The organism is Chimaeribacter sp. YP20170169 (assembly GCF_056739715.1).
In genome coordinates this window covers 1,621,170-1,633,571 of the sequence record NZ_CP176824.1, presented here as the reverse complement: position 1 = coordinate 1,633,571, position 12,402 = coordinate 1,621,170, and the positions used below count along the sequence as shown (strand labels likewise).

General features: G+C 62.1%; 12 protein-coding genes and 1 pseudogene. 8 read left to right on the top strand and 5 right to left on the bottom strand.

What is annotated here, in order from left to right; all coding sequences use genetic code 11:
* Positions 1–138: 138 nt before the first annotated feature.
* The 4 genes from ACK3SD_RS07220 (at position 139) to ACK3SD_RS07205 (ending at position 5,000) form a co-directional block, all read left to right on the top strand.
* Positions 139–1,560, top strand: a complete 1,422-nt coding sequence (locus ACK3SD_RS07220; RefSeq protein ID WP_481127277.1) for a M20 family metallopeptidase — start codon at positions 139–141, stop codon at positions 1,558–1,560.
* Positions 1,557–2,819, top strand: a complete 1,263-nt coding sequence (locus ACK3SD_RS07215; protein ID WP_481127276.1) for an MFS transporter — start codon at positions 1,557–1,559, stop codon at positions 2,817–2,819. Before ACK3SD_RS07220 ends, ACK3SD_RS07215 begins: the two co-directional genes overlap by 4 nt.
* 851 nt (positions 2,820–3,670) lie before the next feature.
* Positions 3,671–4,378, top strand: a complete 708-nt coding sequence (locus ACK3SD_RS07210) for a phage antirepressor KilAC domain-containing protein (RefSeq protein ID WP_137762905.1) — start codon at positions 3,671–3,673, stop codon at positions 4,376–4,378.
* A gap of 388 nt (positions 4,379–4,766) precedes the next feature.
* The gene (locus ACK3SD_RS07205; RefSeq protein ID WP_481127275.1) at positions 4,767–5,000 is read left to right on the top strand and encodes a protein L; all 234 of its coding nucleotides are present in this window, start codon (positions 4,767–4,769) and stop codon (positions 4,998–5,000) included.
* A 150-nt stretch (positions 5,001–5,150) separates the two neighbouring features.
* On the opposite strand, the gene ACK3SD_RS07200 is transcribed toward ACK3SD_RS07205, so the two are convergent.
* The gene (locus ACK3SD_RS07200; RefSeq protein WP_481127274.1) at positions 5,151–6,278 is read right to left on the bottom strand and encodes a PQQ-dependent sugar dehydrogenase; all 1,128 of its coding nucleotides are present in this window, start codon (positions 6,276–6,278) and stop codon (positions 5,151–5,153) included.
* A 246-nt stretch (positions 6,279–6,524) separates the two neighbouring features.
* Here ACK3SD_RS07200 and ACK3SD_RS07195 point away from each other — a divergent pair, with 246 nt between their 5' ends.
* Complete coding sequence (locus ACK3SD_RS07195) at positions 6,525–7,991, top strand: TrkH family potassium uptake protein (protein WP_481127273.1); 1,467 nt, start codon at positions 6,525–6,527, stop codon at positions 7,989–7,991.
* A gap of 38 nt (positions 7,992–8,029) precedes the next feature.
* Here ACK3SD_RS07195 and ACK3SD_RS07190 read toward each other — a convergent pair whose 3' ends face one another.
* Together ACK3SD_RS07190 and ACK3SD_RS07185 are read right to left on the bottom strand one after the other, a co-directional pair.
* Positions 8,030–8,512, bottom strand: coding sequence for a hypothetical protein (locus ACK3SD_RS07190; RefSeq protein WP_481127602.1), 483 nt, complete (start codon positions 8,510–8,512; stop codon positions 8,030–8,032).
* A 69-nt stretch (positions 8,513–8,581) separates the two neighbouring features.
* Positions 8,582–8,626, bottom strand: a pseudogene (locus ACK3SD_RS07185) (hypothetical protein); the annotation flags it as partial.
* 134 nt (positions 8,627–8,760) lie between these two features.
* Here ACK3SD_RS07185 and ACK3SD_RS07180 point away from each other — a divergent pair.
* Positions 8,761–9,081, top strand: a complete 321-nt coding sequence (locus ACK3SD_RS07180; RefSeq protein ID WP_481127272.1) for a cupin domain-containing protein — start codon at positions 8,761–8,763, stop codon at positions 9,079–9,081.
* Positions 9,082–9,109: 28 nt separating this feature from the next.
* Here ACK3SD_RS07180 and ACK3SD_RS07175 read toward each other — a convergent pair whose 3' ends face one another.
* Entirely contained in the window at positions 9,110–10,018 is a 909-nt protein-coding gene (locus tag ACK3SD_RS07175) for a cation diffusion facilitator family transporter (protein WP_481127271.1), read from the bottom strand.
* Between the two features lie 232 nt (positions 10,019–10,250).
* Between ACK3SD_RS07175 and ACK3SD_RS07170 the strand changes: the two genes are divergently transcribed.
* Together ACK3SD_RS07170 and ACK3SD_RS07165 are read left to right on the top strand one after the other, a co-directional pair.
* Entirely contained in the window at positions 10,251–10,655 is a 405-nt protein-coding gene (locus ACK3SD_RS07170) for a CidA/LrgA family protein (RefSeq protein ID WP_481127270.1), read from the top strand.
* On the top strand, positions 10,652–11,344 hold the full coding sequence (locus ACK3SD_RS07165; protein ID WP_481127269.1) for a CidB/LrgB family autolysis modulator: 693 nt from the start codon (positions 10,652–10,654) through the stop codon (positions 11,342–11,344). Before ACK3SD_RS07170 ends, ACK3SD_RS07165 begins: the two co-directional genes overlap by 4 nt.
* 108 nt (positions 11,345–11,452) lie before the next feature.
* Here ACK3SD_RS07165 and flgL read toward each other — a convergent pair whose 3' ends face one another.
* The gene (flgL, locus tag ACK3SD_RS07160) at positions 11,453–12,400 is read right to left on the bottom strand and encodes a flagellar hook-associated protein FlgL (RefSeq protein ID WP_481127268.1); all 948 of its coding nucleotides are present in this window, start codon (positions 12,398–12,400) and stop codon (positions 11,453–11,455) included.
* Positions 12,401–12,402: the final 2 nt, after the last annotated feature.

Sequence of the window (12,402 nt, the reverse complement as noted above, 5' to 3'; positions counted from 1 at the left end):
CATAATGATGCATGCCTCACAATTGGGCACCCGAGCTTTATATTCAAAGCAATGCTCGCTTGCAATTATTATTATTGTGGCAACCCTGTCGATTGGCTTAGATGGAGAGGAAAATAATAATCACGACAGGGAAATTTTATGACAGCACAACATGCAGTGGCTCAGGCGCTGGCCTGGTTTGACAGTGGCGCCTTCCGTGACACCCTGGCGCGCCGCGTGGCCTGCGTCACCGAGAGCCAACGCGACCCGCAATCCCCCCACCTGACGCGCTACCTGAGCGAGGAGATCGGCCCGGCGCTGGCCGCTCTGGGCTTTGATCTGCAACAGGTGGAGAACCCACAGGCCGACCAGCCCCCCTTCCTGATCGCCAGCCGCATTGAAGACCCGGCGCTGCCGACGCTGCTCTGCTACGGCCACGGCGACGTGGTGAACGGCGAGGCGGAGAGCTGGCGCAGCGGCCTCACCCCGTGGGCACTGGTTGAGGAGGAAGACCGCTGGTATGGGCGCGGCTCTGCCGACAACAAGGGGCAGCACAGCGTCAATCTGGCGGCGCTGGAGCAGGTCTACGCCGCGCGCGGGGGCCGGCTTGGCTTTAACTGCAAGTGGCTGTTTGAGATGGGTGAGGAGATCAGTTCACCGGGGCTGGCGGAGATTTGCCGCCGCGAACGTGAGGCGCTGGCGGCTGATCTGTTCATCGCCGCCGATGGCCCGCGCATGAGCGCGGCGCGCCCGACGCTGTTCCTCGGCTCACGCGGCTGCGTCAACTTCCGCCTGAGCATCCATGCCCGCCCGCGTGCCTACCACTCCGGCAACTGGGGCGGCGTATTGAGCAACCCGGCCACCCGGCTGGCGAACGCGCTGGCGGCGCTGGTGGATGCACATGGCGCGTTGCAGGTGGCGGCGCTGAAGCCACCGGCCCTCACCCCGGCGCTGCGCGCCATCCTTGGCGAGCTGGAGGCCGGTGGCCAGCCGGGCGACCCGGAGATTGACGCCAACTGGGGCGAGCCGGGGCTGACACCCGCCGAGCGCCTGTTTGGCTGGAACACGCTGGAGGTGCTGAGCTTTTTGGCCGGCAATCCGCAGCAACCGATGAATGCCATCCCGCCGCAGGCCAGCGCCACCTGCCAGCTGCGCTTTGTGGTCGGCACAGACTGGACGGCACTGGCTGACCACCTGCGCCAGCACCTCGACGCCGCTGGCTTCCCGGATGTGGAGGTGGAGGTGATCCGCGGCACGCCAGCCACCCGCCTCGACCCGGACGATCCGCTGGTGGGCTGGGCGCTGGGAGTGATGGCGCGCGCCAGCGGCAAAAAACCGGCGCTGCTGCCCAACCTTGGCGGCTCGCTGCCCAACGATGTGTTTGCCGACATCCTTGGCCTGCCGACCCTCTGGCTCCCCCACTCCTACCCGGCCTGCGGCCAGCACGCCGCCGATGAGCACATGCTCAAGCCGGTGGCGCGCGAGGGGCTGGCGATCATGACGGAGCTACTGTGGGCGCTGGGCGAGCCTGACCACCCGCTGCGCCAGACCGCCGCTGCCACCGGGGAGATGACGCCATGAGTACCCTGACCCTGACGGCCACGCGCCCCAGCCTCTACAAAACCCTGTTCGCCACCTGCATCGGCAACGCGCTGGAGTGGTTTGACATCGCGGTGTATGGCTTTTTCGCCGCCTACATTGCCCACGCCTTCTTCCCGACCGCCGATCCTTCGGTGTCGCTGCTGCTGGCGTTCGGCAGCTTCGGCGTCTCCTTCCTGATCCGCCCGCTGGGGGCGGTGGTGCTGGGGGCCTATGCCGACCGCGCAGGCCGCAAGGCGTCGCTGCTGCTCTCCATGAGCCTGATGATGCTGGGCGGGCTGATTATCGTGGTGATGCCGAGCTATGCGAGCATCGGGCTGGCCGCGCCGCTGCTGGTGCTAGTGGCGCGCCTGATTCAGGGCTTCTCCGCTGGCGGTGAGTTTGGCAGTTCGACGGCGTTTCTGGTCGAGCACTTCCCGGAGCGGCGCGCCTTTATTGCCAGTTGGCAGTTCGCCACGCAGGGCGCGAGCACCCTGCTGGCCTCGATGTTTGGCCTTGGGCTGGCGGCCTGCCTGACCGAACCGCAGATGCAGGCATGGGGCTGGCGCATTCCGTTCGCCTTCGGCCTGCTGATTGGCCCGGTGGGGCTCTACATCCGCCGCCATATCCATGAGCCGACCGCCACCGCCGAGGCACCGCGCTGTGACTCGCCGGTGAAGACGCTGGCGCGTGAGCAGAAGGGGCGCTTCTTCACCGCCATTGGCCTGATGGTGGTCTCCACCGCGGTTAACTACATGCTGAACTATGTACCGACCTATGCCACCAAAACCTTGCACCTGCCGGGCGAGGTGGCCTTCAGCGCCACGCTGATCGCCGGGGTGATCCTGACGGTGGTGACGCCGCTGATGGGGCTGTGGGCCGAGCGCGTGGGCCGCCAGCCGTTGATGTGGGGCGCGCTGTTGCTGCTGCTGGTAACCATCTTCCCCAGCTTCTGGCTGATGACGCACTTCCTGTCGGCGCTGTCGCTCTGCCTTCTGGTGGGCTGGATGGCGCTGCTGAAGTCCATCTACTTCGCGGCGGTGCCGTCGCTGATGGCGGATCTGTTCCCGGTCTCCACCCGCGCCAGCGGCATGGCGATCAGCTATAACGTGGCGGTGACGGTGTTTGGCGGCTTCGCGCCCTTCCTCTGTACGCTGCTGATCAGCGCCACCGGTACACCACTGGCCCCGAGCTACTACCTGATGGCGGTCAGTGTGCTGAGTGCCGTGGCGCTGATGAGCGCCCAACGCCTGCCGCGCTGACTCTCCCGGCCCACGGATGGGCCGTTCTCTCCGCAAAGCCGCGTCGTTGAAGCTACACCACTGGCTCCGATCTACCACCTGATGGCGGTCAGTGTGCTGAGTGCCGTGGCGCTGATGAGCGCCCAACGCCTGCCGCGCTAACTCTCCCGGCCCACGGATGGGCCGTTCTCCCCGCAAAGCCGCGTCGTTGAAGCTACACCACTGGCTCCGATCTACCATCTGATGGCGGTCAGTGTGCTGAGTGCCGTGGCGCTGATGAGCGCCCAACGCCTGCCGCGCTGACTCTCCCGGCCCACGGATGGGCCGTTCTCCCCGCAAAGCCGCGTCGTTGAAGCTACACTACTGGCTCCGATCTACCACCTGATGGCGGTCAGTGTGCTGAGTGCCGTGGCGCTGATGAGCACCCAACGCCTGCCGCGCTGACTTTCCCGGCCCACGGATGGGCCGTTCTCCCCGCAAAACCGCGTCGTTGAAGCGGCTTTGGTTGCCTCGGTGTCCATTACCCTCTCGCTTTCAATTCGCCCATTTTCCGCTAATAGGCCAACGCGCTCTCCCATTTTCCCATTGGCCTAAGGTAAGCCCAGCACTCCGTTTTAAGTATGTTGTAATGAAATGTGCACCCAGCTTATGCACACCTTATGCCAGTCGCGCCGAACCGGGGCCAGCCACGGTGGCCATTGCCGCTTCGTTTGCCGCCACGCCTTGCCACACGCGGCCTGCGCGAAATTCGTTTATTTTTCGCACTGTTAGTTGACTGCATAAAACACTGGATATATCCACAGGTATGCTGTATATTTATTGAACTCCTTTCGAGGGGAGATAGAGCATCCTGACATTGAGTGGTGAAAGTGATGATGATATCCGCAGCGGGTTTTGAAGCCCTTCATCAAACGGTCTCAATGAGCAGCCGTGAACTGGCTGATGTGACCGGAACCTCGCATGGCGAGGTCAAGCGCCTGATTAAGAGCCTGGAGTCGGCCCAGCGCCTGTCGCAGCCGTTGCGCGCCGCTGATTACGAGCGCGATGGGGAGACCCACCAGGAGTATCTGTTGAACAAACGCGACTCCCTGATGGTGGTGGCGCGCCTGTCGCCCGCTTTTACTGCCGTGGTGCTGGATCGCTGGCAGGAGCGCGAGTTGACCCACGATCTGCCGGACTTTACCAATCCGGCGGTGGCGGCCCGTGCCTGGGCGGAGGAGTTTGAGCGCCGTCAGGCGATGGAAAAGCAAATAGCCCTCATCGCCCCGAAGGCAGACTTCTTTGACCGGTATGTCACCGTTGAGGGCACGCTCGGCTTCCGTCAAGTGTGCAAATTGCTGAAGGTAAAAGAGACGGACTTCCGCCAGTTCCTGCTGGAGCGCCAGATCATGTACCGTCTGGCCGGCGCGTTGACGCCCTACCAGCAGCACATTGACGCAGGCCGGTTCGAGATGCATACCGGCACCGGCGAGAACCGCCACGCCTTCTCACAGGCGATGTTCACCTCCAAGGGGGTGAAGTGGGTCGCTGACCTCTGGGCCAACAAGGTTGCCCAGACCACCCGAGGCGCGGCAGCCTGATGCCGTGCCCCGGTTGACGCTGGCTTAACCATTGCCGGGGTGATTATCGCCCCGGTAGCGGTTCCTCTGTGCCACGCACATTGTCTTGCCCGATAAATTAGCCCTGCCCGAGGGATTAGCCCTGCCCCCCTTCCCTGCATTTCCCCCCTATTTGTAGGGCGGATACACTTTTCGCATAAATAGGGATGAATGGTTATTCATCCCAATAAATTGCATTAATTCCGCGTGGGAAAATAACAATTTCCCTGTATTATTAAATTAAACTTCTCTCTATTTTTATTGCGTGATAGCGTTATAACGATCACACTCCACCTCACGTTTTATTTATTATACTCCCGGCAGCACATCGGGCTTCACCCTTATTTTCCGTTCACCCAGGGGGCACGTGATGGCATTATATAAATACGATCATTTCCTTCGACAATCGCGCGTGACGGCATTTGATATGATTTATGACCCCGGTGACCGGGTAGTTTATCCCGGCATCTACCGCTGCACCTCCTGCGGTGATGAGGTGGCCGTGGGCAGCGGGCAGTGCTTGCCAGAGATTGGGCACCGGGAGCATTACGGCTCTGTGCCCGTGCGTTGGCAATTGCTGGTCTACCCGCAATTGCGTTCCTAATAATAGCGTTAAATTAGTCTGAATAAACCAATAACCAATACCAATTTATTACTACGAATGTGCTCATTGCCCTTTATTTCCGCTACCCTCCCTGCATGCGGCGGAAAAACAACACCAGGAAAAACCGGGCATCCATGATGCCCGGTTTCTTTATTCCGCGCCGACACGCAGCAATTTCCCGTTCTCCGCATCAGTCAGCAAATAGAGATAGCCATCCGGCCCCACCCGCACCTCACGGATACGCTCTTTGCGCTGGCTGAGCAGCCGCTCCTCATCCACCACTTTGTCGCCGTCGAGTGTCAGGCGGATCAGCTCCTCCTGCGCCAGCGCGCCGATAAACAGCGAGTGGCGCCAGGCTGGGAAGCGATCGGCGTCATAGAAGGCCATGCCGCTGATGCCCGGCGATTTTTTCCAGTGGTAGAGCGGCGGCTCGGTGCCAGCGGCAGTCTCGCCCTTGGCCTCAGGGATCGCCAGCCCTGAGTAGTTGATGCCGTGCGTCGCCAGCGGCCAGCCATAGTTTTTGCCAGCCAGCGGGATGTTCACCTCATCCCCACCGCGCGGACCGTGCTCATTCTCCCACATCACCCCGCTCCAGGGGTTGAGCGCCAGCCCCTGCGGGTTGCGGTGGCCGTATGACCAGATCTCTGGCCGCGCGCCGCTGCGGTTGACAAAGGGGTTGTCCGCCACCGGCTGCCCGTCGGCCGTCAGGCGCACGATTTTGCCCTGCAACAATGATAGCGATTGGGCGGTCGGCCGCTGGTTGTTCTCGCCCAGCGCCATGAACAGGTTGCCCTGACGGTCAAAGGCCAGCTTGCCGCCGAAGTGGTTGCCGACGGAGAGTTTGGGCTGTTGCTGGAAGATGCGTTTGAACCCCTCCAGTCGGCTGAAGTCCGCAGAGAGCTGGCCGTAGCCCAGCGCGGTGCCGGCCTTGTCGCTCTCCTCGCCGCTGCCCTGCTCGGCATAACTGAGGTAGACACGGCGGCTGGTGGCGAAGTCCGGGGCGGGCAGTACCTCCAGCAGGCCCCCCTGCCCGTTGGCCCACACCTTGGGCACGCCGGGAATCGGGTCAGACAGCCCCTTACCGGCTTGCCAGTGGCGCAGGTTGCCGTCGCGCTCGGTGATCAACATGCCCCGATCGCCCGGCAGGAAGGCCAGTGACCAGGGGTGCACCAGTCCCTCCTGCAAGACCGTCACTTGGGGGGCAGCGATGGCCGGGGCAGCAAAGGCGGGTAACAGGACACAACTCAGTAACAGGGCGGGCAGACGCGGCAGGGGCATTGTGTGATCTCCATGTTAAGGTTTGTGTTAAGGGTAGATGATCACCACGGCGCGGCGGTGGCTTTACGTTTGCTGACATTCCTTGTAGGGTGCGCCTTGCAGGCACACGGCGGGCAAAAGCAGGCTACGCTGTAATCAACCTGCCGCTGCACTGTGCAGCGGGCGCGCTGTTTCCTATTTTTTACATCTTTTTTACGGCGCAACAGGTATCCTTTCCTGCGAAAAGTCAGACAGATGAGAGAGTAAATGGTCAACACATCACAGGCGAAGGTCATCATTCATTTATGCAGTTACTTGATCCTTCTTTACGGGCTTACGCTCACCATCCCGCTGCTCTTTGCCCTCTATTTCAAAGAGCGCGCCGAGATCTTTGCGTTTCTCTACACCCTGGTGCTCTGTCTGGGCGTGGGCCTGATTGGCTCGTTCATCTCCCGCCGCAGCCCGCGGCACAACCTTGACCGCAAGAACGGCTTCCTGCTGATCCTGTTGCTGTGGGTGATCTTCTCACTGATCAGTGGCTTGCCGCTGCTGCTGAACGAGGATATGCACATCCGGCTGGTGGATGCGGTATTCGAGGGGGTATCGGGCATCACCACCACCGGCGGGTCGGTGCTGAACAACATTGACGCGCTGCCGCGCTCGATCCTCTACTTCCGCGCGCAGCTCAACTTTTTGGGCGGCCTCGGGGTCATTATTTTGGCCATCGCCATCCTGCCGCTGCTGGGCGTCGGGGGGCTGAAGATGTACCAGTCCGAGATGCCGGGGCCGATGAAAGAGGAGCGCGTCACGCCGCGGCTGGCGGATGGCGCGAAGAACCTGTGGTTTGTCTACCTGATGCTTGGCGTGCTCTGCACCCTCTCCTATCGGCTGGTCGGCATGACCTGGTTTGACGCGCTCTGCCACGGCATCTCCACGGTGTCACTGGGCGGCTACTCCACCCGTGGCGACAGTCTGGGCTACTTCAACAACGACGGCGCGGAGGTGGTGGCTGGCATCTTCTCGCTGCTCTCTGCTGTCAGCTTTACCCTCTACTTCTTTGCGCTGAAGAAGCGCAGCGTGATGGTGATCCTGCGTAACCCGGAGTTCCGTTTCTTTATCGGCCTGGCCGGGGTGGTGATTGGCATCACCTGCTTTGAGCTTTACCGCGTCAACCACTTCCCGCTGAAGGAGGCGCTGGTGCACGGCTTCTTTATGGCCTCCTCGGTCATGACCGACAACGGCCTGTCGCCCAGCAACTACGGCACCTGGCCACAGCACGTGATCATGCTGCTGATGATCTCCAGCTTCTTTGGCGGCTGCATCGGCTCCACCTGTGGCGGCATCAAGATCTTCCGCATCTATGTGCTCTACCAGCAGTGCAAGGGGGAGATTCACCAGATCCTGCGGCCGAACCAGATCAAGACCATCAAGATGGGCAGCAGCCCGATTGACTACCGCATCGTGAAGTCCATTTGGGGCTTTTTCAGCCTCTACATCTTCTTCACCGTGGTGCTGACCTGGATTTTGAACAGCATGGGCTATGACATGCTGACCGCCTTCGCTACCGTCGCCGCCTGCATCAACAACATGGGCCTCGGCTACGGTGCCACCGCCACCGGCTTTGGCTCACTGAACGACGGTGCCAAGTGGCTGATGTGTCTGGCGATGCTGTTGGGGCGTCTGGAGATCTTCCCGGTTATCGTGCTGTTCTCACGCAATTTCTGGCGCTATTGAGTGAGTGGCCCGCCACGGAGGGCGGGCCAGCCCCCCGTTTACAGCTCACCCAATGTAAAGGTGTGCTCAATGGTGCTATCCACATAGAGTTCCGAGATCTTCAGCGAGTTGCCATTGACGGTAAACATCACCACGGAATCCATCTCCCCACTGCCCAGCCAGCGATCTGACTGCACCCCCTTCTCTGACCACACCACATAATCGCTGGAGAGCTTGCATTGATAGGCAAAGCGTTCGCCATCCTGTGGGCGTTGATAACTGAGGTAGACCACGCCCTGCGCGTTGGGTTTGGTGGCTTTGATCCCCTTCACTTTGCGTTGCATGATGCTGGCGATGGCCGCTTTGCAAATGTGTTGGGGTTTGAAGGCACCGGTATCCGCCGGTGGCAGGTCAACGGCTGGCGTGCGTTTGGCCGTGATCTGCAACATTTGGCTTGGCACAGACACAGCGTTAGCTGGCTCACTATCTTGAACAACACGCACGGCAATGGCTATTGCCCCGATAATGATCACGATAATCATTAACCCTCCTGAGGAGGAGGCGCGTGGCGCGGGATCTTTGAGACCGCACTGGGGGCAAAACTTGGCCTCCTCGGGGAGAGTGGCACTGCATTTACGGCATTTTTTTATTGTCATGGTTAACCCTCAGCGGTATCAGTGTTAGTGAGAGCCAGAGCCGCCGGTGGCATTGCTCATTTATCGCTCAACTCAATCCTCATTGCCTTGCTGAGGGAATGCCACACAGCCGGGCGGCCCGGCAAGGAGAAGGCATGAACAATCTATTCCGCGACTTTCCACCGGCAGCGGTGCGCGCCGAGGAGGAGACCTTTGAGGAGCTGCTGGCGCGCCCCGATGTGCGCATTGAGCGCATTGTCTCCACCGGGCAGGCCAGCCCACCCGGCTTCTGGTACAGCCAGCCACAGGGGGAGTGGGTGGTGGTGCTACAGGGCGCGGCCGGGCTGCTGATTGAGGGGGAGCCGGTACGTGAGTTGCGCCCCGGCGACTTTATCAATATCCCCGCCCACTGCCGCCATCGCGTCGAGTGGACAGAGGCCAACGGCCCCACCGTGTGGCTGGCGGTGCACTATTAATTGGCGCCGGACGCCCCTACCGCCTGATTCAACGCACCAGATCGTCCAGCCGCTCATCGAGGATGCCAGCTGGCTCCAGGTGGGCGGTGACATCTGCCCGGCAGAACAGCCCGCGCACCGCCTCCTCTGCCTGGTCGCCAATCTCATGGCCGACATCCACCGTCAGGCTGCCGTCCACTTCCACATGGAACTCCACAAACACCCGGTCGCCGCCGTTGCGGGTGCGCAGGTCATGGATGCCCCGCACGCCAGGGCAGGCCAGCACGGCACGGCGGATGCGCTGGCGATCCTCCGCGCCCAGCTCGCGGTCGAGCAGCTGTTTCAGCGCATCGGCGGCCATACCGCGCGCGTTCCAGAGCATGTAGAGCGAGATGCCGAGCGCCCCCAGCGCGTCGGCGCGCGTCCAGCCAAATAGGTGATCCAGCAGCAGCGCCACCAGCACCGCCACGTTGACCGCCACGTCAGTGATGTAGTGCGCCCGGTCGGCGGCGATGGCGGTAGAGCCGGTGCGCCGCACCACGTAGCTCTGCATCGCCACCAGCCCACCAGCGGCCAGCGAACTGACGACAATCACCCAGATCCCCAGCCCGAGTTGCACCAGCGGCTGCGGGTTGATCAGTCGGCCCGCCGACTCAATGCCCAGCCCCACCCCGGCCGCCGCCAGCAGCAGCGCCTGAATGAAGGCCGCCACCGCCTCCGCCTTGCCGTGGCCGTAGCGGTGCCCCTTGTCCACCGGCCGCAGGGCGTAGCGCACGCCGACCAGCGTCACCAGTGACGCCAGCACATCCACCAGCCCGTCGGCCGCCGAGGTCAACAGCGACATCGAACCGGTCGCCAGCCAGGCCCACACCTTGATGCTCACCAGCGTCAGCGCCACCAGCAGCGATACCAGCGAGGCGGTGCGCGCCAGCCCGGCGGCCGGTGGGCGTCCCGTCATTACGCGGTTTTCATTGGGAATATTCACGTACTCATCTTCATCCAGTCACGGGCCAATGCCTCTATTGTGGCGGCGCAAGGGCCGGATTGGCAACCTGCCCACCGCATTCCTGCGCGCCATCTTCAACTACCCTTAGCGTGGATGGGCCGACGATCACCCACCCACTGTGAGCTATAGCCCATTTCTGTTTTTAATTGTATGATGAATGCATCAGACTTTTAGGAAAAACGTTATGCGTCACTCCCTTATCCTCTGCTGGCATTTTGTCCGCGCTTTCATCGCCATCTATCTCTGCCTGTGGGCTGGCAATGGTCTGGCGACACTGCTGCCAATCACCATTCCCGGCAGTATCCTCGGCATGTTGATCCTGTTCCTGCTGCTCTCCTTCCAGATTCTACCAGCGCGCTGGGTCAAGCCCGGCTGCCATCTGCTGATTCGCTACATGGCGCTGCTGTTCGTGCCGATTGGCGTCGGGGTGATGAACTACTATGACCAGATCCGTGCCCAGTTCGGGCCGCTGGTGGTCTCCTGCTTCGTCAGCACGGTGATCGTGATGTTGGTGGTGGCCTACTCCTCGCACTATGTGCACCGTGAGCGGCCCGTGGTGGGGCAAAAAACGCCGGGGGGCAAGCCATGAACGAGATGTGGTGGTCGCTGCCGCTGACGCTGGCGGTCTTCTTTGCCGCGCGGCGGCTGGCGGCGCGCTGGCGGGTGCCGCTGCTCAACCCGCTGCTGGTCTCAATGGTGGTGATCATCCCGCTGCTGCTGCTGACCCACACCCCCTACGTGCGCTATTTTGCTGGCAGCAAGGTGCTTAATGACCTGCTGCAACCGGCGGTGGTGGCGCTGGCCTTCCCGCTCTATGAGCAGCTGCACCAGATCCGCGCGCGCTGGCGTTCCATCATCAGCATCTGTTTCCTCGGCAGTGTCACGGCAATCTGCACCGGCACCGCGATCGCGCTGTGGATGGGCGCGTCACCGCAGGTGGCGGCTTCGATCCTGCCGAAATCGGTCACCACGCCGATCGCGATGGCGATCTCCCAATCGATCGGCGGCATCCCGGCCATCAGCGCCGCCTGCGTGGTGTTTGTCGGTATCCTCGGCGCGGTGTTCGGCCACCTGCTGTTCAACCTGCTCGGCATCCGCACCAAGGCGGCGCGCGGGCTGGCGATGGGCACCGCCTCCCACGCGCTGGGGACGGCGCGGGCAGCGGAGATGGATTTCCAGGAGGGGGCGTTCAGTTCGCTGGCGCTGGTGCTGTGCGGCATCATTACGTCGCTGATTGCGCCGCTGCTGTTCCCGCTGCTGCTGGCCCTATTGGGATGAAAAAAAGGCGCGCCGCGATGATGAGTCGCGGTGCGCCAAACGCAGGCTGGCCCGGTTTAAGCCGACCTGAAAAGGCTCTGCCCGCCGCCAGGCGGACAGGTAAGGGAACTACTGGTTCAGCTGGAACAGCGACATGCCCTGCATATCACTGAAGGCCTTGTAGGCCGCCTGCAACGCCACTTGCTGCATGCTGTAGCTGGAGATGGCCGCGTTCCAGTCGGTGTCCTGCAAGTTGCTCAACTTGGTGGAGTTGGTCAGAGTGCGCTGGTCGCCGATGCTGTCCAGCGTGTCCAGCTCATTCATCTGGGTGCCTAACTCGGCGCGCACCGACAGCACATTGTTCAGCGAGTTGCTCAGGCCACGGTTGGCGACGTCCAGCGCCGCGGTCAGCGCCTCGCTGTCGCCGTCGCTGCTGGTCAGCGCGTTGATGGCGGTGTCGAGGGTGGCGAAGAGATCTTTCTGCGTTGAGCCATCCTCCTCGCTCTTGGCGTTCGACGTGGCCGACATAAACACCTGGTTGCCGGTATGGCTGACGGTCATGGTGCGGTTGGCATCCACGCGCTGCTCAATCGCCTGCTCGCTGCCCTGATAGCTCACGCTGCCGTTGGCATCCACGACGAAGGGGGCGCTGTCGCTCTTGTAGCCGCCGAAGATGTAGTGGCCGGTGCCGTCGGTGCTGTTCACCATGTTGAGCAGCTGGTCTTTCAGCCCCTGCAACTCGGTGGCGAGCGAGGCGCGGTCATCATCGCTCATGGTGCCGTTGCCGGCGTTGACCACGGTCGATTGCGCGCTCTGGATCGAGGCGGTGACGTTCGAGAGGATCGACTCCTCAAGGCTCAGGCTGTTGTTGGCGAAGGTGCGGGCCAGCGCATACTGGCTGTTCTGCGCCTCCGACTGGTTCACCATGATCGCCTGCGAGGCGGCCATCGGGTCATCCGACGGCTTGTTGACGCGCAGCCCGGTAGAGAGCTGGGTGCCGCTGGCCTGCCACTTGGCCTGACTGTTGCTGATGCCGCCCATCGATTGCTGGTACAGCATACTGGTGCTTAAACGCATTT

Coding starts and splice junctions, on each gene's coding strand:
- ACK3SD_RS07200 (WP_481127274.1), bottom strand. CDS start 6,278: ATGCCCCTGCCGCGTCTGCCCGCCCTGTTACTGAGTTGTGTCCTGTTA.
- ACK3SD_RS07165 (WP_481127269.1), top strand. CDS start 10,652: ATGAACGAGATGTGGTGGTCGCTGCCGCTGACGCTGGCGGTCTTCTTT.
- flgL (WP_481127268.1), bottom strand. CDS start 12,400: ATGCGTTTAAGCACCAGTATGCTGTACCAGCAATCGATGGGCGGCATC.
- ACK3SD_RS07205 (WP_481127275.1), top strand. CDS start 4,767: ATGGCATTATATAAATACGATCATTTCCTTCGACAATCGCGCGTGACG.
- ACK3SD_RS07170 (WP_481127270.1), top strand. CDS start 10,251: ATGCGTCACTCCCTTATCCTCTGCTGGCATTTTGTCCGCGCTTTCATC.
- ACK3SD_RS07215 (WP_481127276.1), top strand. CDS start 1,557: ATGAGTACCCTGACCCTGACGGCCACGCGCCCCAGCCTCTACAAAACC.
- ACK3SD_RS07190 (WP_481127602.1), bottom strand. CDS start 8,512: ATGATTATCGTGATCATTATCGGGGCAATAGCCATTGCCGTGCGTGTT.
- ACK3SD_RS07180 (WP_481127272.1), top strand. CDS start 8,761: ATGAACAATCTATTCCGCGACTTTCCACCGGCAGCGGTGCGCGCCGAG.
- ACK3SD_RS07210 (WP_137762905.1), top strand. CDS start 3,671: ATGATGATATCCGCAGCGGGTTTTGAAGCCCTTCATCAAACGGTCTCA.
- ACK3SD_RS07195 (WP_481127273.1), top strand. CDS start 6,525: ATGGTCAACACATCACAGGCGAAGGTCATCATTCATTTATGCAGTTAC.
- ACK3SD_RS07220 (WP_481127277.1), top strand. CDS start 139: ATGACAGCACAACATGCAGTGGCTCAGGCGCTGGCCTGGTTTGACAGT.
- ACK3SD_RS07175 (WP_481127271.1), bottom strand. CDS start 10,018: ATGACGGGACGCCCACCGGCCGCCGGGCTGGCGCGCACCGCCTCGCTG.